This window comes from Candidatus Enterococcus murrayae (genome assembly GCF_017315985.1).
In the GTDB taxonomy this organism is placed as follows: Bacteria; Bacillota; Bacilli; order Lactobacillales; family Enterococcaceae; genus Enterococcus_A; species Enterococcus_A murrayae.
The window spans coordinates 1-25,481 of sequence record NZ_JAFLVR010000072.1; the positions used below are offsets into that span (position 1 = coordinate 1).

At 42.4% G+C, this 25,481-nt stretch carries 21 protein-coding genes; 7 read left to right on the top strand and 14 right to left on the bottom strand.

Annotated features, from left to right (window positions below; genetic code table 11):
• Nucleotides 1–104: 104 nt before the first annotated feature.
• The 3 genes from JZO85_RS20880 to yjbM are packed head-to-tail and all read right to left on the bottom strand — an operon-like array spanning nt 105 to nt 2,443.
• Nucleotides 105–998: an RluA family pseudouridine synthase gene (locus JZO85_RS20880; protein ID WP_347401816.1), complete on the bottom strand. Its 894-nt coding sequence runs from the start codon at nt 996–998 to the stop codon at nt 105–107.
• Between the two features lie 4 nt (nt 999–1,002).
• On the bottom strand, nt 1,003–1,806 hold the full coding sequence (locus JZO85_RS20885) for an NAD kinase (RefSeq protein WP_207110453.1): 804 nt from the start codon (nt 1,804–1,806) through the stop codon (nt 1,003–1,005).
• Complete coding sequence (yjbM, locus tag JZO85_RS20890) at nt 1,778–2,443, bottom strand: GTP diphosphokinase (protein ID WP_207110454.1); 666 nt, start codon at nt 2,441–2,443, stop codon at nt 1,778–1,780. The genes JZO85_RS20885 and yjbM overlap by 29 nt, the downstream gene beginning before the upstream one ends.
• A 205-nt stretch (nt 2,444–2,648) precedes the next feature.
• On the opposite strand from yjbM, the gene JZO85_RS20895 reads away from it, so the two are divergent.
• Together JZO85_RS20895 and JZO85_RS20900 are read left to right on the top strand one after the other, a co-directional pair.
• Nucleotides 2,649–3,257 (top strand): CYTH domain-containing protein, encoded by a 609-nt coding sequence (locus tag JZO85_RS20895; RefSeq protein ID WP_207110455.1) that lies wholly within the window; start codon nt 2,649–2,651, stop codon nt 3,255–3,257.
• Nucleotides 3,254–3,901 carry a DsbA family protein gene (locus JZO85_RS20900; protein ID WP_207110456.1) on the top strand — a complete coding sequence of 216 codons (648 nt, stop codon included), beginning with the start codon at nt 3,254–3,256 and terminating at the stop codon, nt 3,899–3,901. The genes JZO85_RS20895 and JZO85_RS20900 overlap by 4 nt, the downstream gene beginning before the upstream one ends.
• A 32-nt stretch (nt 3,902–3,933) precedes the next feature.
• On the opposite strand, the gene JZO85_RS20905 is transcribed toward JZO85_RS20900, so the two are convergent.
• From JZO85_RS20905 to JZO85_RS20925, 5 genes are all read right to left on the bottom strand, one after another.
• The gene (locus JZO85_RS20905) at nt 3,934–5,073 is read right to left on the bottom strand and encodes a class C sortase (RefSeq protein WP_242550478.1); all 1,140 of its coding nucleotides are present in this window, start codon (nt 5,071–5,073) and stop codon (nt 3,934–3,936) included.
• 40 nt (nt 5,074–5,113) lie between these two features.
• Nucleotides 5,114–6,292 carry a class C sortase gene (locus JZO85_RS20910; RefSeq protein WP_207110458.1) on the bottom strand — a complete coding sequence of 393 codons (1,179 nt, stop codon included), beginning with the start codon at nt 6,290–6,292 and terminating at the stop codon, nt 5,114–5,116.
• A gap of 323 nt (nt 6,293–6,615) precedes the next feature.
• Entirely contained in the window at nt 6,616–8,433 is a 1,818-nt protein-coding gene (pepF, locus tag JZO85_RS20915; RefSeq protein ID WP_207110459.1) for an oligoendopeptidase F, read from the bottom strand.
• Nucleotides 8,434–8,597: 164 nt separating this feature from the next.
• The gene (locus JZO85_RS20920; protein ID WP_207110460.1) at nt 8,598–9,596 is read right to left on the bottom strand and encodes a competence protein CoiA; all 999 of its coding nucleotides are present in this window, start codon (nt 9,594–9,596) and stop codon (nt 8,598–8,600) included.
• A gap of 157 nt (nt 9,597–9,753) precedes the next feature.
• On the bottom strand, nt 9,754–10,398 hold the full coding sequence (locus JZO85_RS20925) for an adaptor protein MecA (RefSeq protein ID WP_207110461.1): 645 nt from the start codon (nt 10,396–10,398) through the stop codon (nt 9,754–9,756).
• A 278-nt stretch (nt 10,399–10,676) separates the two neighbouring features.
• Here JZO85_RS20925 and JZO85_RS20930 point away from each other — a divergent pair, with 278 nt between their 5' ends.
• On the top strand, nt 10,677–11,282 hold the full coding sequence (locus JZO85_RS20930) for an HAD family hydrolase (RefSeq protein ID WP_207110462.1): 606 nt from the start codon (nt 10,677–10,679) through the stop codon (nt 11,280–11,282).
• A 40-nt stretch (nt 11,283–11,322) separates the two neighbouring features.
• Here JZO85_RS20930 and spxA read toward each other — a convergent pair whose 3' ends face one another.
• Nucleotides 11,323–11,721, bottom strand: coding sequence for a transcriptional regulator SpxA (gene spxA / locus JZO85_RS20935; protein WP_010739854.1), 399 nt, complete (start codon nt 11,719–11,721; stop codon nt 11,323–11,325).
• Nucleotides 11,722–12,501: 780 nt separating this feature from the next.
• Between spxA and JZO85_RS20940 the strand changes: the two genes are divergently transcribed.
• Nucleotides 12,502–13,212, top strand: a complete 711-nt coding sequence (locus tag JZO85_RS20940) for an HAD family hydrolase (RefSeq protein ID WP_207110463.1) — start codon at nt 12,502–12,504, stop codon at nt 13,210–13,212.
• Between the two features lie 68 nt (nt 13,213–13,280).
• Here the strand turns inward: JZO85_RS20940 and JZO85_RS20945 are convergent, their stop codons facing one another.
• From JZO85_RS20945 to JZO85_RS20955, 3 genes are read right to left on the bottom strand one after another with little or no spacing between them, the layout of a single operon-like run.
• Entirely contained in the window at nt 13,281–16,460 is a 3,180-nt protein-coding gene (locus JZO85_RS20945) for a DEAD/DEAH box helicase (RefSeq protein WP_207110464.1), read from the bottom strand.
• Nucleotides 16,461–19,583 (bottom strand): AAA family ATPase, encoded by a 3,123-nt coding sequence (locus JZO85_RS20950; RefSeq protein WP_207110465.1) that lies wholly within the window; start codon nt 19,581–19,583, stop codon nt 16,461–16,463.
• Nucleotides 19,583–20,716, bottom strand: a complete 1,134-nt coding sequence (locus tag JZO85_RS20955) for an exonuclease SbcCD subunit D (protein WP_207110466.1) — start codon at nt 20,714–20,716, stop codon at nt 19,583–19,585. Before JZO85_RS20955 ends, JZO85_RS20950 begins: the two co-directional genes overlap by 1 nt.
• 156 nt (nt 20,717–20,872) lie before the next feature.
• Here JZO85_RS20955 and JZO85_RS20960 point away from each other — a divergent pair, with 156 nt between their 5' ends.
• Nucleotides 20,873–21,601 carry a DUF554 family protein gene (locus tag JZO85_RS20960; protein WP_207110467.1) on the top strand — a complete coding sequence of 243 codons (729 nt, stop codon included), beginning with the start codon at nt 20,873–20,875 and terminating at the stop codon, nt 21,599–21,601.
• Nucleotides 21,602–21,619: 18 nt separating this feature from the next.
• Here the strand turns inward: JZO85_RS20960 and JZO85_RS20965 are convergent, their stop codons facing one another.
• Nucleotides 21,620–22,243, bottom strand: coding sequence for a lysophospholipid acyltransferase family protein (locus JZO85_RS20965; protein ID WP_207110468.1), 624 nt, complete (start codon nt 22,241–22,243; stop codon nt 21,620–21,622).
• Between the two features lie 75 nt (nt 22,244–22,318).
• Between JZO85_RS20965 and JZO85_RS20970 the strand changes: the two genes are divergently transcribed.
• Together JZO85_RS20970 and JZO85_RS20975 are read left to right on the top strand one after the other, a co-directional pair.
• Nucleotides 22,319–23,053, top strand: a complete 735-nt coding sequence (locus JZO85_RS20970) for a tRNA1(Val) (adenine(37)-N6)-methyltransferase (protein ID WP_207110469.1) — start codon at nt 22,319–22,321, stop codon at nt 23,051–23,053.
• Nucleotides 23,043–23,318, top strand: coding sequence for a GIY-YIG nuclease family protein (locus tag JZO85_RS20975; protein WP_207110470.1), 276 nt, complete (start codon nt 23,043–23,045; stop codon nt 23,316–23,318). Before JZO85_RS20970 ends, JZO85_RS20975 begins: the two co-directional genes overlap by 11 nt.
• 22 nt (nt 23,319–23,340) lie before the next feature.
• On the opposite strand, the gene JZO85_RS20980 is transcribed toward JZO85_RS20975, so the two are convergent.
• The gene (locus tag JZO85_RS20980) at nt 23,341–25,215 is read right to left on the bottom strand and encodes an acyltransferase family protein (protein ID WP_207110471.1); all 1,875 of its coding nucleotides are present in this window, start codon (nt 25,213–25,215) and stop codon (nt 23,341–23,343) included.
• Between the last annotated feature and the right edge of the window lie 266 nt (nt 25,216–25,481).

Genomic DNA, 25,481 nt, shown 5'->3' on the forward strand with positions numbered 1-25,481 from the left:
TTTTTTATAAAGCAAAAAATAGCTTATTGTCGGTTCGGATATCATTCTGCTATTCTGCCCGACTCTTTTTTTCGTTTAAATTATTTGACGGTGTATTATAATTCCTAAATTGTTTCAGCTATTGTTGCCATATCAGGTGCTAATGGCAGCTTGAAATGCAGCTTTTCATTGCTGAAGGGATGGGGAAAGGATAAGGAGTAGCAATGCAGCGCCTGTCGTTCGATCCCTAAATCCAATCGGCCGTCATAGAGTTCATCCCCTAACAATGGACACCCAATTGCCGAAAAATGAACCCGAATCTGATGGGTGCGCCCCGTATGCAGCTGAACATCCACTAAAGCACATGTCTGATCGCGTTTTTCTAACCAGTATTCTGTTTCTGCCGTTTGTCCGGTTTCAATTACTTGGCGCTTCAATAAGGAAGACAAGTCACGGCCGATTGGCAAGGATATGTTGCCATGAGATTGTAAGGTTTCAACCGCACCAGAAACCAACGCCTGATATTTTTTGACAAATTGCTTCTGCTGCAATTTTTGGTCCAATTTTGCATGGGCAAAGCCATGCTTTGCAAACAGCATCAAACCTGTTGTATCCCTATCCAAACGTGTAACTACATGAACGACCTGATTGGCGTAGCCCTGTGCCACATAGTAGGCCTTGGCCCGATTGGCCATCGTCCCACGCGGATGATATTGAGCTGGGATCGAGGCGATTCCAGCTGGCTTGTTTACAACCAGCAGGTGTTCATCTTCGAATACGATCTCAATGGGAATGTTGTCAGCCAGCAGAGTCTCATGAGGTTCCTCGTCTGGAATCACAACAGTTACAATATCACGTGGTTTTAAAGAAAACAAGACGTTTTGTTCGGTCCCGTTCACTAAAATTTTTCCACCTTGAAATTTGATTTTAGCCAGTAATTTTTTTGAAATCCCTTGGCGTTTTAAAAAAGTCCGTACAAGTGAGCTGGTCTGCTCTTGATAAGTCCATTTGAATTCCACAAAATTAATCCTCTCGAATAAAGGCATCCTTCACTCGATGCCAAAAATGCATATGCCGATAAGAAGCGAAATGAATTCGTTCCTCCGCAATTTTATATTTAATCGACGTAATCCCTTTGCGATTGATATCAAGCTGGTCGATCGTAATCAGATGCTGCTCATTGCCCTTCAGCCGTACATCGATCCATTCATGGGAACCGATGATACTTGGCGAACCCAATGTACGAAAGACTCGGTTGTTCAATGAAGCAATTTCCGCTAATTGCATCGCGTTGATGCTTGGGTGAACCACAGCACCGCCGACACTTTTATTATAGGCGGTCGAGCCTGTAGGCGTAGAAATAGCCAAGCCGTCTCCGCGAAAACGCTCGAATAATTCTTCTTTAATATAAACATCCGCCACCATTGTGCGGCTGCCTTTACGAATCGTGGATTCGTTTAAAGCTAAGAAGTGTTTTTTCTCACCATCTATCGTTGTCAAAACAACATCCAAAAGAGGATAGCTGACGCTTTTCCCTTGTTCCTCACTTAAACTGTTCACCAATTCTGGCAGCTCATAATCGCGCCAATCTGTGTAAAATCCCAAGTGACCTGTGTGAACACCTAAAAAACGAACTTCATCTAACCGATGATTGTACCGGTGAAACGCCGATAGCAAAGTTCCGTCTCCGCCAATCGTAATCACCAGCTCTGGATTACGATCCACGATTTCTAAATCATCCTTCTTCGCTAATAAGCCACGCAGCCGCTGCAACACTCGAATTGATTTTTCTTCTTGATTATGGATGATTCCGATTCGTAATCCCACGTTGTCCCACTTCCTTTTTTTGCTCCTTACGATTAAACACGTGCTGTGCTTCTTGGATCTCATCACGAATGCTGGACATTTCCTCGTCTAACTGATAAGCCGCCTCTGCAGCGCGGAATAATCGTTTCTGGATATTTTCAGGTATTTGGCCTTCATATTTATAATTCATTGAATGCTCAATCGTTGCCCAAAAATTCATGGATAACGTTCGAATTTGGATTTCAGCTAACAGCTTTTTCTCTCCCTCCAGCATTTGAACAGGATATTCAATTACTAGATGATACGAACGATACCCGCTGGCTTTTCGATTTGTTATATAATCTCGCTCTTGAATAATCTTCATGTCATTTCTGCGGCGCAATATTTCTACGACTAAAGGAATGTCTTCAACAAATTGACACATGATGCGCATCCCCGCCATATCAGACATTTCATCTTCTAGACGATTCAGCGCGATTCCCCGCAGCTCTGCTTTATTAAGGATGCTTTCCACTGGCTTGACCCGTCCGGTCACAAATTCGATTGGGACATGATCCCCGCTCGTACGGTATTGCTTACGCAGTCCCCGCAATTTTATCTTCAACTCCGCTACTGCCAATTCATAAGGAGCAAGAAATGAATCCCAGTCTCTCTCCATCGCATATCCCTCGCTTCATTTTTCCATTCTTTCTTATCTTATCACAAACCTTCCGCAGAAAGAATTATCATATTTTTCACGCTTAACAAATATTACAAAATACTAACATTTTTATGGAATTAGTTCTAATCGTTTGACTATCTAGGTTATTCTATGTGAGGATGTCTTATATTAGGAATTTTCTAGAATCCGAGGTAAAATAAGTTTGAGTGAAGAAATTGAAATCGAATTCAAGAGTATGCTAACACAAAACGAGTACGAAGGATTGTTACGTTACTATGATATTACAAGTGATCAATTTGTAATACAAACCAACCTTTACTTTGATACAGCTGATTTCCAATTAAAAAAGCAAGGGATGGGCTTAAGAATCCGTCGCTTTGCTGACAGTGCCGAGGCGACTTTAAAAATACCGCGAGCGGTTGGGCTTTTGGAGGTCACGGATGATCTCACACTTGCTGAAGTAGATCGAGCCCTTGAAAAGACGCGCTTTGCCGCTGAAGCTGGCGAGATTTTAGACCGTTTGAAGCAATTATCTATTTCCCAATTAGACTTGCACCTAATTGGGAAATTAATCACAAAACGTGCAGAATTTACAATTCCTGAAGGAAAGCTCGCACTAGACGAAAGCTGGTACGGTGAGATGCATGACTTTGAATTAGAACTAGAGGTCAGTGATGCGGATTTCGCTGAAGATGAGTTTAATCAACTCTTAAAAACATTCGATTTGCCTTACCGAAAAACACAAAATAAAATTGCTCGAGCAGTAACTGAACAGCAACAGCGAGAGAAGGAAATGGAGGGGCTCCAATGATCGAAATTTATTTGTTTGTTAACCCGATCGGGAAAAAGTGTCTATCGCTTGAGCGACGGATCATTGATTTGATTAATGAGTATGATATGAAGATTCAGTTACGTCTGATTCCTATCATGAACTTAAACACCGTCTCGGAATTCATGCACCGAATCGGCGCCTCCGAAAAAGATATTCAATTGCGTACAGAGTTATCACAGGAGATTCATTCCGCGGCTTTAGATGTCAAGGCTGCCCACCTTCAAGGGAAAAAGCGTGGACGTGATTTTTTAGTTGAACTACAAGAAACAGTCGGCGTACAAAAGCAGCCCTACTCAAAGAAGCTGGCGATCCAACTATTTACTAAAGTTGGCGGTGACCTGGAGATGTTCTTAGAAGACCGTCATTCGGCATTTGTGCAGGAAGCTTTTCTAACGGATCAGCAGATTGCTCATGAAATGTCCATCACCTCACACCCTTCCGCCGTGATTTATAACTATGGCGGCGATTGTGATGCCGGGATTCGTATCGAGGGCTGTGATACGATCCATCATATTTTAGATACATATAATACGAAAGATTCATTGATTGCCTTCTTAGAATCTCAAAGTAAAAATACTCCGATCAGACAATCGGATGTTGATAATCACTTATCGCTAATCTAATAAAGAGTCATTGCCTAAAAAGCAATGACTCTTTATTTTTTGATTTGAACTGCATTGTTATTGGTAAAAATATAGCTCTTTTGTTGCTTAGTTAAATAGAGAGTTATTTTATCCTGCCGCAATTTCTTGATCCCTACTTTGAAGCTGAGCCCGTCACTATCTTTAATACAATAAACACCGCCAGGAATATTTTCAAAACGAGCGTGCCCTTCTTCATTTGTCGCTACCATTAATGGAATCCCCTGCCTTTGAACGGGGTGTTTCCCATTTTTAGTGTACATGGCGATTTCTCTGTTAGCCAAAACATTCCCCGCTTGATCTGTTCGCAGAATATTTAGATTAAATCGGCGCTTCTTCAAAAGATACATGTGAACCGCACGATAAATACCAAAAAGCAGGAGCAGCACAGTCAGCCCGACACCGGCTAAAATCAATAGTTCTTTTAACTTCCGAGTATCATCTGCCTTTTTAATTGCTTTTGCCATTTTTTCCGTATAAGGAACTCGGTGTCCCTTCACTAATAAGCGATGGCTATTAATCATGTATGGTGTACAGGTCAATAAAGTCACGACATCTCGGCCAGGTTCGATTTCGATCACTGAGGTATCACTTGGCTCGACCACATCAATTTTTTCTACCTCATAGGCTAATTTCTTTTCGAACAGTGTTATGACAAATATCTCACCCTTTTTTACATCCTCTAAATCGGTAAAAAGTTTTTTCTCCGGCAGCCCGCTATGAGCAGAAATAACTGAGTGCGTGTTGGGCCCACCCGTTGGAAAGGAGGTTCCCTGCAAAACCGTTGCCCCTTCTTGCAGCAGCTTTTCATTTGTTGTATCGAACAAAGGGAGCGTGACCTCAATCGTTGGAATACTGATTGCTCCGATCAAATGTTTACGGATATAAGCATCACTGACGATCTTTCGTTCATTATCATTCGTAAACTTAGGTGCTTTCGGAACCAGACCATTTTTTTTCAATTCTTCGTTGCGCTTTTTCATTCGCTCCTTCGCCTTGCGAACTTCTTCTTTATTTTGCTGTTTATTTTTTTCCTGTACCTCTTCCAATCTTTTTTGATCAACAAAGTCATTGACCGCATTGATATAGAAGGGATACATCATGACCAGCACCCCAGCCAAAAAGACGACGATCATTAAGATCTTACTGATCATTTGCTGTTTGGCACTTCTAGTCTTAGGCGGCCTTTTCACCCTAGTTCACCTTGCTTTCAATAATAAAATGCTTAATCTTCTGTTTGATATTCTTGTATCCACGGTGTTTAAGAATCTTGAATTTTTTATCCTTCAGCCGCCATACTTTTCCTTTTACGCTCAGGCCATTTTCTGTTTCAACACGATAGACACCGCCGGGAATTTGCTTGAACTCAATTTTTCCATAGCCGTCACTGACTGTATGAACAAGCTTGCCGTCAATCCGTACAACATCTTTCTTATGAGTGAGCAATGCGCGCACTCCTGGTAATGGCTCTCCATTTTCATATAGATAGAAGACAAAATTGTATTCCCGTTTTTTCGATTGGTAAAGGATGATTTTCCGCCAAACGAAATAACCAAAAATCAGTGAGAAGAATAGACAGCCGGCAATGAGATAATACACGCGTCGCCGATGATACTTTTCTGTTTCCTTGATTTTTTTAGCCGCCTCGATCGGATAGCCTACTCGATGCCCGGTAACAAGTAAACGATGACTATTGACCCCATAAGGTGTACAGGTCAACAGCGTCACCAAATCACGGTCCGCTTCGATTTTAAGCGCATTAAACTTATCAGGTTTCACAATCTTGATACGATCGACCTGATAAGCCAGTTTCTTCCCTTCAATATGTAAAAAGAACTTATCCTTCTTCTTAAGCTGCTCTAAATCCGTAAACAGCTTTTTTTCTGGTAAGCCTGTGTGCCCGGTGATTACCGAGTGTGTCCCTTTTCCACCTACTGGAAAAGAGGTCCCTTGCAGAACGGTGGCTCCTTTATCCAGTAAAAAGTCATTCGTCTCATCATAAACCGGCAAACTGACTTTTATTTTGGGAATGAATATTGCTCCGATCATATGCTTCTCATAATATTCCTTCTTTGGACTTTTCGTTCCCCGCAGAGAGGATTCAAATGGGTCATCGAAACTCCCGGCTCCGGGAATGATCGTCTTCAATTTTTCATTTTCCTTTTTCAGCTTCGCCAGCCTTTCTTTCTTTTCAGCTTCTGAGCGTGCCTCCATTTTATCCTGAACTTCTTCGAGACGCTGCTGATCAATGTAATTATTGACGGAGTCCACGACGAACGGGTACATAAAAATCAAAAAACCAGTAATAAACATGACCGCAATTGACAGCTTTAAAAACAAATCAATCTTGTCTCTTTTATTTGGTTTTGTCATTATGATCCCCCCCTCTATTCACGCTAATTTTCGCACAATAATTAACAAAAGAGAAATTCCATTTGTAAAATTTCTTTCAACTATTTGAATAAATCTATCTTATGAATACGAGGTTTTCCGCATGAAACAGGCGTTAAACCGAATTATTAATTATCGCTTTTTATAATTAGCTAGCTTCCTATAAATCGTTAAAAAGCATCAATCTTTAATAAAAATAAATATTTTCACCCTACTTATAAGTTTCACTCCTACGTCCTTTTTTTGTGAATGAGCCGACAAAAAAGCAGAAGCTTTCGCTTCTGCTTGCTTTTTTTATATTTCAATTAAGCCTTTAATTCTTCAACTAGTTGCTCTAGTTCGTCTAAACGCAAAGCAAAGATTTCCATAGCATCTTCAATATACGTTGGTTGCGTCATATCGACTCCGGCTTTTTTCATGACCTCGATCGGATAATCACTGCTGCCGGACTTCAAGTATGCCAGATATTTTTGTAGTGCTTCTGGTTCCCCTTCAACGATCCGCTTCGCTAGAGCACTTGCCGCTGAGAAGCCCGTCGCATATTGATAGACATAATAGTTATAGTAGAAATGCGGAATTCTTGACCACTCATCCTTGATTTCCTCATCGTTTACAACGATCGGTCCATAGTACTTCGCATTCAGCTCACCATAGAACTCGCTTAGGTGTTCGCTTGTCAATGGATTTCCGGCCGCATCTTCTGTGTGAATGAAATGTTCAAATTCGGCAAATTGAGTTTGACGGAAGATCGTTCCCTTAAAACCATCAAGAAAATGATTGATGATATATGCGCGAATCTTTGGATCTTTTTCCGTTTCCAATAAATAGCTCGTCAAAAGATTTTCATTCGTCGTCGATGCGATCTCGGCTAAAAAGATCGAGTAATCGCCGTAAACATACGGTTGGGTGTGGCGAGTAAAGTAGCTGTGAACACTGTGGCCCATCTCATGAACCAAGGTATACAGCTCATCCAAACGATCATGCCAATTCAGCAAAATATATGGCTGCGTGTCATACGCACCAGAAGAATAAGCACCGCTGCGTTTCCCTTGATTCTCTACTACGTCAATCCAGCGTTCAGCAAAAGCTTTCTTTACAACCTCTAAATATTCTTCGCCTAGTGGTTTTAATGCTTCGAGCGCCTTGGCCTGAGCTTCCTCATAGGTAAATTTAACTGGCGCCTCCGCCAAAAGCGGTGTATAAAGATCATACATATGCAGCTCTTCTAACCCAAGCAGCTCCTTGCGCAGTTCCACATAACGATGGAGTAATGGCAAATACTGATTCACAACTAAAGTCAATGTCTCATAGACGTCTTCTGGAATATGATTTCCGCTTAAAGCAGCCGCTCTTGCTGAAGCATAGCCGCGAACCTTCGCTTTATAATTGTGCCCCTTGATATGGGTACTCAATGTGGAAGCAAATGTATTCCGGAATTGATGGTAAACAGAGTACAAGGCTTTGAACGCTTTTTCGCGAACCTCGCGATCTGTACTTTCCAATAGCTGTCCATAAACACCATGCGTTAATTGAACATCTTCTCCTGCTTCATTTTTCACCACTGGAAATTTTAGATCCGCATTATTCATCACTGAAAAAGTATCTGCTGAACTGCTGAAGATCTCACTAGCTCCAGCCAGCAGCGCTTCTTGTTCGGCTGGCAAAACATGCGCTCTTTCCGAGATGATCTGTTCAACAAAATGACGATACAACTCCAGCTTTGGTTCTGCTTCAAAAAACGCCCAGATTTCTTCATCTGATAATTGCAGCATTTCTGGTTCGAACCAGCTGACCGCCTCGCTGACCTGTGCAATCAAGCTAGATGCACGCGCGTATAGTGCTTGATTCGTTGTATTAGCGGTATCTTCATCATTTTTCAAATGCGCGTAAACATAAATGACTTCCGCTTTGCGATAAATATCTAAGACATATTCGATCGCTGTTAAAAATTCTGCCGCACCTTGAGCCAAACTTCCTTTAATCTTATCCACTTCTGTTAATTCAGCGGATAAGGCTTGAAATTTTTCTTCAAATGCTGCATCATCAATAAAAATTTTAGTTAAGTCCCAAGTCAGTTCAGTGGGTACTTCCTGCCGTTTCGGCAATTGCTTTGCATCACTCATAAAAACACTCCTAACTTGTTTTGAGGCACTCTTCTCTTTAGCATAACAGGACTCTCATCGTAGCGTGTCTCCCGACTCACGTCCAACAAAGTTCAAGTGGCTTCTCTTCTATTCAATCACTCTCAATAGTACCACAATTTAGAAAAAAGTATTTTCAAAAGCAGTCAGGCTGATGAAACTTTAGCCTTTCTTTGACAAAAAATCGCTTCAAGATAAAGCCGTTCCAATATTTCGCGCTGATCAATTCGATGAAATAACCATTCTCTTTGATTTGCTGCTCGATAGGCCAGAAATTTATCAAATATTATAGATGCATTTTTCCCTTCCTTTTGGAACAAATAGCGAAATACCAGAAGATCCTCTTGATAAAAGAAGAAATAGCGGCTCGGAAAATACATCCAATCCGGTAAATAGAGCAGATGTCTTCGCTCTTGATAAAAATAATGCTGCAGTCCGCGAACCTTGGGATTGCTCTGAACAAGCATCAGACTCAGTGACTGCTTACGCTCATTGATACTTTCTATAGTAGGAAAAAGCGGAAGCGGCCGTTTAGTCACAGCAGTCTGATAAATTTCACTTAAGGGCATGGAGCAGCTAGGCCAGCGTTCCTCACAGTAAACCAGGCGATCGGTCTCATGAATGTGATAAAGCAAACGAATCTGATCCTTTTCTAACAACCATAGATGGAGTCCCTTGTACTTATCAAAGGAACAGAATTGCTTTTGCAGCTGAGTAATTTTTTCAGCTGGCCAAAGCTTTCTTCCTAATAGCCACCAGTCTTGATAATTCTGCTGATGATACCCCGTTATTCGTTCGGCCAGCCGCGAACCCTTGATCGAAGAGCATTGGATCTCTACTGCAAGCCGCTCATGCAATAAATCTGGACGTTGTGGTAAATCTGTGAGAGGCGCTTCCAGTTTCCAATCCCCTTCAAACCGATTTCCCCACTTAAAAATCAACTGCTTCAACTGGATATGCTCCGGTGTCTCTCCCTCACTTAATCCAAAACAACGATCATTACTTGTATGAGCAAAATGGGGAATCTTGATCTTCCCTGCTTTTCGGATCAGTTGCTCCCCGCAGTCTGGACAAAAATAATTTTGACTGTCTTCTATTTCCGAAGCACTGATCATCTTTTTTTCTTTTGTGTAAGCAAACAGCATTTCCTTCACCTCAAAAGAAAGATACGCAATTCACTTTGCTTCTATCCAAATTCAATGCGATTTATTTTGCTAGAGCAGTTGTCTTTTTCGAGGAATCAAAATTAAGTCGTGGAACAAAAAAACACCACCGTTCCAAAGAACGATGGTATTAAACACGCTAATTGAAATGAGCACGTGTAATCTCGATTGCATCACGATGCATTAGAAGCTTGCCATACTCTTCCAGCATTTCTGTAGAAACAGCTGAATCTTGAGCATATTCTAAAATCTCAGCGATGACGTCTGCTAATCCAAACTCACCGAAAACTTCAGGGTCAAAATAGACTTGTAAATAATATGTTTCATCCAATAGGTATAAATCACACCAAGCCTCATCTAAAAAGTGATAGCTCGCTAATTCGATCATGTCTTCAAAACTATTTAGTTGAAAGACTCTTAAGCGACTTACTTTTCCATCTTCTTCCAGACTCTCGGAATTAGCTAAAATCTGCTGACGAATCAATTGATCAAAATCATTTGTTTCAAAATCTGTGGAATTGTTCATTTTATTGATATCCTCAGGCGTCAGGTTTTTACTGATAAATAATTCCAGTCCGTCATTTTTCGGAAGTACTTGGAAAGTAACGGCCTCACTGCTTTTAAACTCATCCTCAATATCCACTTCCTCTAAAATACTATAGAAGAAAGATTCGATTTCACGATGGTTTCCCAGCAGATCTAAAAAAGTAATTCCCCGTTCAGCTAAATCTTCATTCTCGATAATGACACGGATCGTATTCTCATTGATGTGTTCCATCTCCATCTTGGCACACCTCACTTTAAAGATAGATTATATGTTCATTGTAACTGATTCCGTTTAAAAGTAAAGAAAGCCGACGAATTTTATTAAATTCCTATAAATAGAAAAGCAAATCTCATCTTCCAGCTCATTGTCTTGGGAGCCGAAAAAAACCGATGTTCTCCGATTCTGATCAGGTTCTCTTCTACACAGGAAAGTTTTTTATGAATCAATAAATAAAATCGACTATCTCTTGTTTGGACAATAGAGTGAAGTATACTTTTGCTTAAGGAGGGGTTTTGATGATCAAGAATATTGTCTTTGATTTAGGAAATGTTTTAGTTGATTTTGATCCCGTGCGCTTCGTCCGTGAAAAAACTGAAAATGAAGAGGAGCAAACTGCTCTTTGCTCGGAAATATTCGGTTCAGTAGACTGGCTGCGGTTTGATAAAGGGACCATCACAAAATCAGAACTTGCATTATCTGTAAAAACACGACTGCCGAAGAAATTACATGAAATCGCTGATGAACTGCTGTCAACTTGGTACAACGGTCTTCATCCACTGCCTCAAATGGCAGAGCTTCCGCGCCAATTAAAAGAAAAAGGATTTGGTGTCTATCTTCTATCTAATGCACCTCAAGACTATTACGTATATGAAGAAATGGTGCCTAGCCGCTGCTCATTTGACGGGTTCTTTATTTCCTCTGATTGGAAACTAGCAAAACCAGAACATAAGATTTTTGAAGCCTTTTACAGCCACTTTCGGTTAAATCCGGCTGAATGCTACTTTATCGATGATTCTGCAGCCAATATTTTGGCGGCTGAAGAAACTGGGATGCGAGGCTTCCATTTTAAGAAAGATTTTGCTGCGTTGAATACAGACTTGTCCAAATTTCTTCTACTATAAAAAAGCGAAAAAAATACCCCGCCTGTGCGGGGTATTCATTCTATAATCCAGCCATTAATTGGGCTTGACGTAATTCATATTGGCGAACGTCACGAGGCAAGAAACGACGAATTTCGTCTTCATTAAAACCAACCTGCAGACGTTTTTCATCGATCATGATCGGACGACGCAACAATCCAGGATTTTCTTTTACTAAGTCCAACAATTCTTTCAGTGACAATTCATCTAAATCCATGTTCAACTTTTGGAAAACTTTCGAACGGGTTGAAATGATCTCTTCAGTTCCGTCCTCAGTCATTTGTAAAATGGCCTTCAACTCATCAATGTTCAATGGCTCAGAAAAGATATTTCGTTCAACATAAGGAATCTCATGTTCCTGTAGCCAAGCACGTGCTTTCCGACATGATGTACAACTAGGGGAAGTATATAGTGTTAACATGCATATCACTCCTTTTCTTGACTCTCAATTTTTGTAACAGGTAATACTAGCTTCCTGCTATCTGTTTCTATTATACAAAAAAAAGGTAACAAAAAAAAGAGGAGCTCGACAATTTTTTTACAAATATTAATGTTATTTAATTTATTTCAACGCAATAGAGGGTGTCACGACAACACTGAGCTATTAAGATGAGAGAACAATGATTTAACTCTCATTTTACACAGTGCTATAACAGCTCTAAAAACTGTAACAGGAAGAAGCTGGATTTTACAAAAAAAACGACTCTTTCTAATTAAAAATATTTTTTTATTCATTCAAAACATTAAAATTATGTTTTTGAAAATAAAAAAGGCGCCGTTGAAACTCCGTATCTCAAGCCCTTTTTAGAATTATTTTAAAATAGTTTGAACGATAAAATATCTTGGGTATTATTTTAAAGTTATTTTATTGCGCTAGATAAGAGGAAATTCTGTATCAAATTTATTCACTAAAAAAATCTCATCAAACAGATACAGCTTTCAAAAAATCAAAATTCACCAAAATTTTTATAGAGTTTTCAAAAAATGGGAAACCTTAAAAACTCGCGCATTTTTCCCCTTTCAATCATTATTTTTTTTCGCAGGAATATTTTTGATTGATTGCCTCTCATGTTTTTTTCAATTTCACAAGGCAACTATAACATAACAAGCTTTATCTCAACGCGCGAATTTTCAGCTCATTAAAGATTTAGGGAGAGCATTTTTGGTATAATGAATCCAACTAGAATTTAGGAGTGATCCAATGATCCAAGGAATCGTATTTGATTTAGATGATACTTTATATGAACAGCAAGCTCCCTTTGCAGCAGCAATCAATTCCCTCTTCCCAACATTTCCAGCTAATAAGATGAACTCCCTCTTTATTCGTTTTCGCTATTATAGTGATTTTCATTATATGAAATCAATCACTGGGGAATGGTCTTTGAAAAAAATGCGGTACGAACGAATACGGCTCGCATTAGCGGACTTTGATTTTACTCCAGCAGACGCTGAACTGGATGCCTTTCAAACCGCCTACGATCGAGCATTGCAGACAATTTCACTTCCGGTTGAAGTCCATAGCGCCTTAGACTTTTTAGTCCAACAAAAAGTGCTGATGGGCATCATTACCAACGGACCTGTGCGTCGTCAGGAAGATAAACTCAACGCATTGCACCTGACCGATTGGATCGCACCGGAAAAGATTTTGATCTCAGATGGTGTTCAAATTCAAAAGCCTGATCCCAAAATCTTCAAACTAATGGAAGAACGGTTAGACTTGACAAATGAATCACTTTTATATATCGGGGACAGCTTTGACAATGACGTCATCGGTGCTAAAGCTGCTGGATGGTCCGTGTGGTGGTTCAATCATCAAAGAAGAGCAATCCCAAGTGGACAGACAGCCATTTTTGATGAAGAAATCACTAGCTTCAGCGATTTAAATAAGGCCCTTACAACAAAAATGATCTAACGCAAAAAAAAACGAAGGCTCCTAGACTATCGGAATCGATAGAGATAGGAGCCTTCGTTTTTGTTTGTCTACTCGCCTAAACTCAAGATCAGGCGAATATCTTCTTCGGTAAGCTTATTCGTTTGTTCTTCATTTCCTTGAATAACCTTTTGGAACAGCTCACGCTTTTCTTGCTGCAATTGATTCATGCGTTCTTCAATTGTTCCTTCAGCGATCATACGCCAAACTTCGACGACTTTCTTCTGACCGATACGATGTGCTCGTCCAGCGGCTTGTTCTTCCACTGCTGGATTCCACCACAAGTCATATAAAATGACGGTATCTGCCCCAGTAAGGTTCAATCCGGTTCCGCCGGCTTTTAACGAAATCAAGAAAACATCTTTTTCTCCTGCATTAAAAGCATCGACCATTTTGAGCCGATCGGAAACCTTGGTGCTGCCGCGCAAGTAGAAGCTGGAGATTCCTTCCTCCGCAAACTCCTTCTCAATGATCGAAAGCATGCTGGTAAACTGCGAGAATAATAATACGCGTCTGCCATTTTCCTTCGCAGCATGAATCAGATCCTTTACCTGATCCAATTTTCCTGATCCGCCTTCATAGCCCTCAATAAAGAGACGCGGATCGTCACAGATTTGGCGTAAGCGGGTCAGTCCTGCTAAAATGCTGACACGTTGCTTACGGAATGTTGCAGAGTCCATTTGATCGACCTCTTGGCGCATCCGCTTAAGGTATGCCAGATAAACAGTCTTTTGCTCATCTGTCAGACTACTCAATACATTCGATTCAATTCGTTCTGGCAGTTCCTGCAAGACCGTATCCTTGTCGCGTCGTAAAACAAATGGTTGGATCATCTTGGCGATCTCTGAAACAGCTAATTGGCGGAAACGGCCAATCGGTGGGAAAAATCCCGGCATAACTGTTTGGAACAGTGACCACAGCTCTTCCAGATTGTTTTCAATCGGTGTACCGCTCAACGCAAAACGATGCGGTATCGATAAATTTCTTAAGGCGCTGGAAGTCTTGGTTGAAGCATTTTTCACCATTTGGGCTTCATCAAGAATCATGTATTGATACCCCATTTTTTCATGCAGATCAATATCTTGTCGCAGACTGGCATATGAGGTAATCACGATCTCACCCGCTTCAGAAAGCAGCTGCTCTCTTTCGCCGCGACTTCCTGAAATAACAATAGATTCCAAGCTAGGAGCGAACTTCCTGATCTCTGCCTGCCAGTTATACACTAGACTTGCAGGAGTCACGATCAACGCTTTGATCGGCTGCTGCATCTTCTCAGCTAATAAGAAGGTGATGACCTGAATCGTTTTCCCAAGCCCCATTTCATCGGCTAAAATGCCACCGAAGCCATAATCGCTCAGCATTTTCAACCAACGGAAGCCGGCTTCCTGATAGGGCCGCAAGGTTGCTTGAAGATTGTCCGGCATGGCTGCTCGATAGTTTTCTGGATGGGTCAAGTCCTCTACCATCGCAGTAAAGCTTTCGCTGAACTGGGCTTGTGGATTATCCTTCAATCGCTGCTCCAGCATAAGCCCTTGGCTCTTCGGTAAACGAATCAAGCCGTCTTTAGCGCTGATTTTCTCCCGCAGCTGATTGATCATTTCACTGGTTTGTTGAAAGACCTCCGAATCAAAGGAAAGAACTTCTCCATTTTCCAATGCGTAGAAGCGATCCTTTCGCAACAAACTGTTGAGCACCTGATCGATCTCATTATCTTTAATCCCCGTTACATCGAACTTAATATCGAGCCATGAGCCCTCTTGATTCACTTCGATCGATGGCTGAAATTCCTCGCCATCCAGGAATAGCTGTCGTAGTTTTTTCCCCATACGAACTTCGGCGTAACGCCTGAATTCCTCAACCTCTACTTTAAAGAAGTAATAAAGATTGTCCTTGACCGGCAATTTTTTCTCAAAACCTGTATCGATTTTTTCGTAGCGATAGGTATCAAAAAGGTCTAAAATTTGTTTTTCCTTCTTGCGATCCCTTAATATTTCAACATTGTTCGGCAGCTTAGGCTGATGGGCTTCATTCGTAGAAAAGTAGGCATTGCCGTAGTGAAACTCCGCTTCCGCCTTGATCATTCCTTTGATTTTTCGAAAGATCACTACCGCCCGCAATGGTTCTTCCTTCATAATTTCCGCTACATCCTCTGAGACGATCACGCGCCCGATTTTCCGCAAATAAGGAAAAACTTCCGTAAACAATTGTGAAAGCTGACGCTGCTCATAGGCAATCACTGGTTCCTTCAGCCGTTTCATTAATTGCTTCAGGGTGATGTATGTGTCCTGCTGCTCGTGAGTCATTAAATAGTAGGAATTTTCTACAAAGCCTAAGAAATAATTGCTGTAGTAATTCGTAAAGCCATCCTCGATCGTCAAGCCAAAATCATTTTCTCCACGTTTTTCTAAAGTGAAGGACAATGGCAATTCTTGACCTTCATGGACTTCTGAATACGTCTTTTCCCCTAAGCTTATGCTCAAGTTTCCCGTCTTTTCCATCGCCTCCAGCAACTCCTGCATACGATGAACTGGTAATAAAAGATAGCGCTTATCTAGTTTGCCCTTGACCTGCAATCCTGCTTTGCCCAACAGCTGATAGGTCTCACTGATTCCTACAAGATCCTCGATCAAGTCGCGGCATTTAGGATCAAAGGCCCCTGCCTCGATTTGAAATTTGTATTGTTTGTTGACTGTATAGGCCGAATCCGTTTGATAAGCATGCAGAAAATCATACAAATTCTTCACGATATAGCTGCGCTTGCTGATATTACTGCCGATCCGCAGGGACACAGCTAAAACATCCAGCTCTGGATGATAAGGATTGGTTGGGATCGCTTCTACTACAAACTCAACAAATAAGGACTGCAGCGGTTCTGCTTCCTTCGCCAAGCGAGAAAAGCCCTGATTCAATAAATCCGCAAAGGAAATACTGCTTTCCATCTTCTTCGGCAAGACAGTTTCTGGCTTGATCACGCGAGAGAGTCCCTTTTCTCGTAAATACAACTCGACTGCCACTGTATGCTTGCAATAACCGTGCTCTTCCCAATATGGACAAGCACAAATATCATTTTCTTTTCCACTGCCATCTAAATCAACCAGATAAAGTTCGCTGCCTAATACTTCACCATGCCAAACGCGTCGAGCCGGATCTGCCTCAACGGACAAGACTCGCCCCTCTTTCAAGTAAGTTCTGCCGCGTTCGATCACTTTTTCTGGAATACTCCATCTCATTTACGCTTCACTCCATCCTTCTAGCTGGTAACGAATGCTGCTGCGTCCCGTTCCGCTAGTTTCCACAATAATTTGTTGTGGGATACGTTCTTTCAATTCTCTGACGTGACTGATAATGCCGATCATCCGTCCCGCATTTTCAATCCCCTCTAAGGCTTCCATCGCCATCTCCAGCGCCTCTTCGTCTAAGGAACCGAAGCCTTCATCAATAAATAGCGCCTCGATAGCGATCCCACCAGCTTGATTCTGGATCACTTCAGCTAAGCCCAATGCCAAAGACAGCGCGGCAATGAAGCTTTCGCCACCTGACAAAGTATGGGAGCTGCGCGCTGCGCCCGCATTGTCATCATACACATTGATCTCTAACCCGGTATTTCCTTTAGAGCGGCCGGTTTCTTGCTTCAGTTCAAAATGATAGCGTCCCTTTGTCAATTGATGAAGCTGCTGATTGGCGCTCTGCAAGACCTCTGCCAAATACCATTGTAATACATACCGCTCTAGGCTGATCTTTTGCGGGTTGTCCCCGTTCATTGTTTGATACAGCTGGATCATTTGGCTCAGCTCATTCAATTGCTCCTTGCTTTGATCCTGCAGGACCTCAATTTTTTCAATCAGCTCGCGCTGCTGCCGCAGTTGATTTTCCTTAGTATAATACTGCTGTTGAAATTGAGTAACCTCCTCCTCTTTTTCCGCCAATAAAATTTGCATGGGTTCCAAATCAGGCTCCTGCTGCTCCTTGATCGTTTCGGCTAAGCGCTCCTGCCGATCCTTTAAAACTACAAGCTCTTGATCAAAAGCGGTGATCGCTTGTTCCAACAGGGATAGATCGATTGGGGACGCGGCTAATTGTTCGATCGCCACTCCCGCTTTCGCTAAGTGCTCTTGCAGTTGGTCTCGGTACTTTATAAGACTATCCGCTGTTTCCTGCTGCTGCTTAGCTAACAGCTTTTGATTTTCCTGTAAGCGAATCCGCTCCTGCTCGATTTCTTTCATCCGCTCTTGATGTACTCGCAGCTGCTTGCGATAGTCATTTAAGCTTTCCGTTAACTCAGTAATCCGTGCTTCTAAAGAAGTCAATTGCCAATCGGCCGTCTGCTCCTCTAGACTAGCCAGCCTACCTTGTAAAATCTGGAGTTCGCCATTAACAGTAGTCAGATTTGCTTCCACCTCTGCTTTTTGCGTTTGATTCGCTGAGATTTCTGCTGTCAGCTGCTGAAGCGCCTGATTGCTTTCTGAGAGTTCCCTCAGAGCATCAGCCGTTTCCTTTTGACGTTCACTAAGAAACGTCTTCAGCTCTCCCAGTTCAGCGGCCACCTCTAAGTGATAATAGTCTTCAACAGTCGTTTGGCAGCTTTTCACTTGCTGTTCCAGTGCCTCTTGAGCAGCCAATCGTTCATTTTGCAATTGGTCAAAGGCCTTCATCGCTACTTCATAGCGGGCTTCCGCCTGTTCTCGGATAACTTCCAACTGTTTGATCCGAGCCTCCTGCTGTTCAAGTGCAACCTGCAGCTGTCCCAAATTGTCTGTTGACAGCTCAGCATGCTGCGCGGGATCAGGATGCTCCTTCGATCCGCAGACCGGACAAGGTTCGCCAGGCAGCAGATCCATACTTAAGCGAGCAATCTCTGCCGCTGCCCACTGACTTTTTAAGCTCTTGTAGTCAGCCAGCTCACTCGTTAATTGATTGCTGGTGCGGCTGGCGGTCTCGACTAATTGAGCCAACTTGATTTGCTGGTCCTCTTCTTCCTCCTGCTGTTCAAAAATCTGCCTATCCAGCTCTTGCAGCTGGACGATTTTTTGCTGGAACTGCAGCTCTTCGTAACGTCGATCCTGCCAAGCTTTTTCAGTATCTTGTTTAGCCTCCAGCGTCTGTTTCTTTTCTTCGTGCGCCTTTACCTTTTCATTCACCTGAGTCAAGCGATTTTGCTGCTGCGTCAGTTGGTTGAGCAGTTCTGTTTTTTGTTCTAGCAGCTGCTCTCTTTGCTTCACTAAAGGTAAAAAGGATTCCAAGCTTTGCAGCTCTTTCTCCTTGGCTTGCCAGTCTGCCTGATCCTTTTCAAACGCTGCCGCTTGTTTCTGACAATCCACGTAGTGTCGTTCCAGCTCTTCGGCCTTTTGGTGATTTTCATTTGCCGCTTGTGTTTGCTGAATCTGTCGCTTTTCTAATTCTTGCGTTCGCTCATAGGTTGGGCGGATGCGTTCTATTTTTTTCGCTTGGGCGAATTGCCGTCTGTTTTCTTCTTGCTCAGGAATACGTTCTTCTAATTGCAAAAGCTGCTGCTGCGTTTCACGCGCTTGACGGAATCTCTCAGCAAGCTCCTGTGCCTTTTGAAGCTTTTGCTGCAGCGCTTTTTGCTCAGTCTGCTTTTCAGCAAGTGCCCTTTGGCTTTTTGCCAACTGCTGTTTCTCTTCTATTAAATAATCTTTAGCCAGATTCAAGGACTCCTCATAGGTAGCCCCCTTTTCACACACGACCTGTTGAAATAATTGGTCGATTCGTGTCGTCAGTTCGCCAACCGCTTTTTCTAGCTCCAGCTTTTGCAGCTTTAGATTATCAGTGAAATTACGGTAAAAATTCGTTCCGAATAAACTGCGCAAGACTGTTTCTTTCTCTGTACTGTTGGCGTTTAGGAAGGTTCGAAATTCGCCTTGTGGCAGCATCACGATTTGACGAAATTGATCCTTTTGCAAATGCAGAATCTGATAGATCACTTCATTCACCGCATCTATCTTCGTATACGCCTCCGCCTCTTGACCTGCGTCATTAAAAATACTTAGTTGAACCTTTTGATTTTTTGTCGTCTCGCCTTTGCCGTTCTTTTTGGCTAAAGTCTGCTTCGGCCAACGCTCGATAGAATAAAGCCGTCCTTGGTGCTCGAATAAAAATTGGACACGCGTCTCCTCCGTCGGTTCGGCAAAGGAGGAGCGAATCTCATTCGACGAGCGCACCCCTCCTGAAGCATCCCCATATAGGGCAAAGGTGATAGCGTCAAAAATGGTGGTCTTACCTGCACCGGTTTTCCCGCTGATCAAAAACAGCGGCGCTTCAGACATTTCTTCAAAATCCACTTCTTCACGCAGAAACGGACCAAAATTTTCCATAATGATTTTTTTTGGAAGCATCAGCTAGCGCCTCCTTTTTTTAGAATCGAATGCAGTCCCTCTTCGATCCAATTTTTTTGCTGAGGTGTCAACTCATTTTGAGAAACTTCCGTAAAGAATTCCTCCGTCAGTGCAATCGGAGACTTTTCCTTGATATTCTCCGTTTTTAACCGTGTTTCGACCGCAGTCTCAAAGCCATTCGCTCGTTCCACCTGAATGATACGCGGATAAACCTGCCGCAGCTGATTCATCAGATTAGGGATCACTGCTCGATCCTCCAAAAGAATCGAAAGATAGTTCTCACGATCGATCGTTGAGTAAAAGGACGGCGTCAGCAATTTTTCAAAATCGGCCTGCAGCTCTTGAACTTCATGGAGCGGTGTCAATTCTCGAAATGAAAACGCCCCCGTTTCGGTCTCCACGATCCAAACGCCTTTTGCCTGATCCTTTTCCGAAAGGGAATATTTTAACGGCGAACCGCTATAGCGCGCATTTGCCATCTTCAATGCATCCTTGCCGTGCAGGTGGCCTAACGCCACATAATCAAAGTCCTCCAATAGCACGCCATTGATTCCATCAAGACCGCCTACCTCAATCTTGGTCTCAGAATCCGTCTTGCTGCTGCCTGCCACGAAAAAATGACTCACTAAAACATGCTTTTTCTGCGGATCAAAGCTTTCTTTAATTTTTGCGATAACTTTCGGCATGGCTGCCTGAATCGTCCGCAATTCTGGGTCTTCAAAATAAATACGCGCATCAACAGGTTCGAAATACGGCAACAGGAAAAATTGCGTATCCTTCATTTCGATCGGTGAAAAAGCTTCCTGCAGCCGAGTATGAAGATGAAAATTCGCCTGATTGAACCAAGGCGCTCCTGTGGCCAAACGCGTAGCGCTGTCATGATTGCCTGAAATAGCTAATAGCGGAAATTGCTCTGTCAGATTCCAATCGACGATGGTTTGATTTAATAACCGAACGCTATCCTCAGAAGGGACAGAACGGTCGTATAAGTCGCCTGCGATCACAATGGCCTCGACCGCTTCCTCCTTCGCGATTTTTTTGATTTGATCAAGAATGTATGCTTGATCTGGCAGCAGGTCATAGCCGTGGAGTTTCTTTCCAATGTGCCAGTCAGCTGTATGTAAAACTTTCATTGATCCACCCTTTTCCTATTTTAGTCCTTCCCAAAAGTATAACACGATTTCCCATTTTTTTCTGCTCAGCAAGCGGATGTTGTCCCATAAAAGTCTTTCTCTTCAACGCATTTTAGGCTACGATAAGTGAGTGCAACGAAAAAAGGAGGAAGCTGTGTGCCAATTGGTATTATTATTAATTCATTTTCAATTATTATTGGTGGTCTCTTAGGCGGGTTCCTAGGACACCTGCTCTCTGAGGATTTTAAGGAACAGATTACATTGATTTTCGGTGTGTGTTCGATGGCGATGGGAATTCCCAGCATCAGTCAAATGGCAAATATGCCTGCCGTGATCTTAGCTATCATTTTGGGAACTTCGCTAGGGCTGCTTTTACAATTCAATCAAAAAATCAATGGGGCGGCTCTGCTGCTGCAAAAACCGATCGCTAAGTTTCCGCAACCAACGTTGAAGCTGTCCTACGATGATTATCTGAGTACCCTTGTGACGATCGTTGTCTTATTTTGTGCCAGCGGAACTGGAATTTTCGGCAGCCTGACAGAAGGCATGACGGGAGATCATACGATCTTGATTGCAAAATCAATTTTAGATTTCTTTACTGCCGCTATTTTTGCCTGCAATATCGGCTATGTGGTTTCTGTGATTGCGATTCCACAATTCATTATTTTCTTCGGTCTATTTTTGTTTGCGACAGTCATTTTTCCATTAACTACTCCTTCAATGATTTTGGATTTCAAAGCCTGCGGCGGATTTTTAATGTTAGCGACCGGCTTTCGCATGATTAAAGTCAAGATGTTTCCTACCGCCGACATGATACCAGCGATGCTCCTTGTGATGCCCATCAGCTGGATCTGGTCGACGTGGATCATGCCCTTATTTGGATAAAGAAAAAACGCTGAGAAATCAGCGTTTTTCTTTGGCAACATATTTATAGTTTGGATTGATCTCTTGGTCAAGCTGATCAAAAGCACCTTGTACCCGTCTTTCTACTTCAGCTAAGCCTGCTTTGTCCATTTTTTTGATATCTGAAATATCAATAGGATCGCCAAAACGAATAATCACCGGTGTTCGTTTGAACAACTGCGAAAATTTCGTTGGCCCTTGATAAACAGAAGGCACGATCGGCTTTTTCGATAGACGAGAAATCAAAGCCATCCCGCCCTTTAATTCTGACGAGTGGCGCGTTCCGCTTGGAAACATGATCAAGCCTTTATCAGATTCCTTTAACATCTTCACTGGCCGCTTCACGACACTAGGCCCCGGCTTATCCCGATCCACAGGAAAAGCGTTGAGATGAACCAGAATAAAACGCAGCACAGGATTTTTGAATAGTTCCGCTTTGGCCAAAAAACTGAATTGTTTTGGCGATGCGCCAAGTGCCATGTAGACTGGGTCCCACCAGGTACGGTGAGGCGCAACCAAAATATAATTTCCTTCTGGTAATTTCTCTTGATTTTGATAGTGAGCATTGCCATTTACAACAGCTAAGATTGCTCGAGCGATTACGCGAATAAATTTAAAAAACATTTTTTCTTCCTTTCAGTTACCTAACTAAACGTAGTATAATACAACAGTATGATTTTTTTAAGGGGGCAGAAGAAATTGTTAAGAAAAGGTGAACGAATCGATCAACTTTACGCAGAGGATATCCAGATTATCCAAAGTTCCGAAGTCTTCTCTTTTTCCATTGATGCTGTTTTATTAGCCAATTTCGCCCGTGTACCCAAACGTGGGAAAATCATCGATCTTTGCGCCGGAAACGGAGCGATCGGTCTTTTTTTAAGCCGTAAAACAGCAGCGGCCATCGATCAGATCGAATTGCAGCCACGCCTAGCTGACATGGGGCAGCGCAGCATTGCTCTGAATAATTTAGAAGAACAGCTGACCATGCATGAACTGGACCTGAAAAACACCTTTGATGTCTTCAGAGCGGACTCTGCTGACCTAGTCGTCTGCAATCCGCCCTATTTTAAGGAATTGCCTGCCAGTCAAAAGAATCCGAATCCCCACCTGGCAATTGCTCGTCATGAGATTCACGCAACCTTGGAGGATGTCGTTAGTGTCTCTGCAAAGCTGTTAAAAATGAATGGACGCTTCGCGATGGTTCATCGGCCCGACCGTTTTCTGGAGATTGTAGATTGTCTGCGCGAAAATCGCATCGCCCCCAAAAGAATCCAATTCGTTTATCCCAAACCAGGAAAAGAAGCAAATACCCTGCTGATCGAAGGGATCAAAGACGGCAAAAGTGAAGGACTGCGTTTTCTTCCACCATTATATACTTATGATCAATCCGGCAGCTACTCTGCCGATCTACAGGAGATGCTTTATGGCAACTGATCAATTTTTTTACGTATTACTTTGCAACGATAAAAGCTTTTACGGCGGCTACACGACGGACCTAGCTCGTCGCTTAACCGAACACAATGCTGGTACTGGCGCAAAATACACCCATCCACAAAGCCGCCGGCCCGTTCAAATGATTCATGCCGAACGCTTTGAAACACGCAGTGAAGCGACCAAGGCCGAATTCGCATTTAAAAAATTACCCCGCAGACAAAAAGAAAAATACCTGCGAGACAACCAAAGAAAAAACGTTTTGTGAACTCACAAAACGTTTTTTCTTTCTATACACCTTTTAAAATTTCCTTTGCAATCAAGTGGCAATAATGTGTTGAGCCGACATCATTCGGATGAACCTGATCGTCATAAAACCAGTCTGGATGATCATTACTGAAATCATACCAGTCAATCAGATGAACATTCTTATATTCCTTCGATGCCGCTTCTAAGTTGGCATTCACATCATTTTGCCAACGACGAGTCGGAACATGGGTGTTGATAATAAAGACTTGATGCTTATTCCCCAAAACATTCATGATTTGAGCAAAATCGTCTTTACTGAATGCTCCGTTCGTACCTAGACTTAATAAGATCGTATCGCTCAACTCGCCCTTATCCTTCAGGGCCTGCAGCAATGGCGGACTATCCTTTAATTGTCGACCTACTTCACCATCAACGACCATTTTAGGGAAAATTTCTGTCAGCCCTTTTGAACCAGCCAACAAAACAGAATCGCCAAATGCCGTCACCTTCAAGTTTTTAGCCTTAGTGATCTCACGATTACTTAAATCATACTTGTCTGTTAGGCTTTGCGGCTGCTCAGCGCTACTGGCTTCACCAGATTGAGCCGTACCGCTAGAATCCTCGACTGGAGGCTGCTCCGTTTTATTTGCAGCTTTTTTATTTTGTTCGATTTGCTTTTGCAGGGCCTGCTGATTCGCATCAACACTATTGGTCGGAGCAATGATTACCCCTACAACTGCGATCAACGTAATCAAGCTGGAAAAAATGAAGCCGATTTTTCTGCGGCTCTTGACTGGCGCCCAAAATGATTCCTTGAGCGTCGCAAAAGTCTGGCGATAATTGAACGAGCGTAACGGTCTTTCTACATAGCGATAAGACAGCTCTGTGACAAAAAGAATCAAAATAACTTCCATGATGGTATGAAGAAACGTATGATTCGCTACATTGACCTTTGCTTCATAAAAGATCATCACTGGGAACTGGTATAAATAGATTCCGTAGCTGCGTTTTCCGATCCAAGTAAAGACTGGATTCGTCAGCCAGCGATTCCAGCTGGCGCCCGGATGAGCGGTGATCGCAACTAGTATCACACTCAAGAGACTCACTAAGAACATCCCGCCATAATAAACAAACGATAAATCATCTCGTAAAAACAAGAACGCTAGAATCAACAATATTAGTGAACCTAATCCGATGCCATTCAAGATCTTCTTGGCCTGCGATGGTATTTTCGCCTTCAATCGCGTGCTTGGCCAAATAAACGCCAAAGCGCCCCCTAATAGAATCGAAAACAACCGCGTGTCTGTTCCATAATAAACACGAGTAGGATCTTGTCCCGGTACAAATAGGACAGCCATCAGAATCGCTGAGAAAAGAGCCGCGCCTAGTATCCCCAGAAAGACTTTTCCCTTATTTTTCACCAGCTTCATCAAAAGGACAAAAACAATCGGCCAAAAAATGTAATTCTGCGTCTCGACAGCCAGTGACCAAATATGCGTAAATGGAGACTCGCCAGAAAAGCGATCAAAGTAGGACATACCGTGATTGATCTGCCACCAGTTATTTACATAAAACAAACTGCTGATGACATTGCCCCGCAAATTATTCAAAAGATTTCGCTGAAACAATGTTATGTACGCTGAAGCACCGACTAGCATCGTAACCAACGCAGGATACAACCGTTTCATTCGACGGTAATAGAACTGCTTGATATCGATACGCCCTGTCTGCCTCCATTCCTGTACTAATAAATCCGTGATTAAGTAGCCTGAGACCACAAAAAAAACAGGAACTCCTAGATATCCGCCCCGCATTTGCGCAGGCATTAAGTGATATAATATTACGCCGATTACTGCCAAGGAACGAATCCCGTCAAAACCAGTAATATAGCGACTATGTTTTAGTCTTTTTCCCATAAGTTTACTTTCCAACTTTACTATAGAATGTCAAATTAACTATACGTATAAATTTAGCAAACTGCAACATTTTCTCAATAAAAAAAGCATTTCCTAAAAAAATAAGTTTTAATCACTATACTTTTTGATGAGAAAGTCTGATTCTGCCTAGTTTTTCCTAAATAAGAACGCTACTTCTCCTTCTCCTATTGTAGCAAAGTTTTGAAATAGAACATGATCCTTTATACGAACATCTTATCCCTCATTTCGAGGGGGAAAGAAGCGCG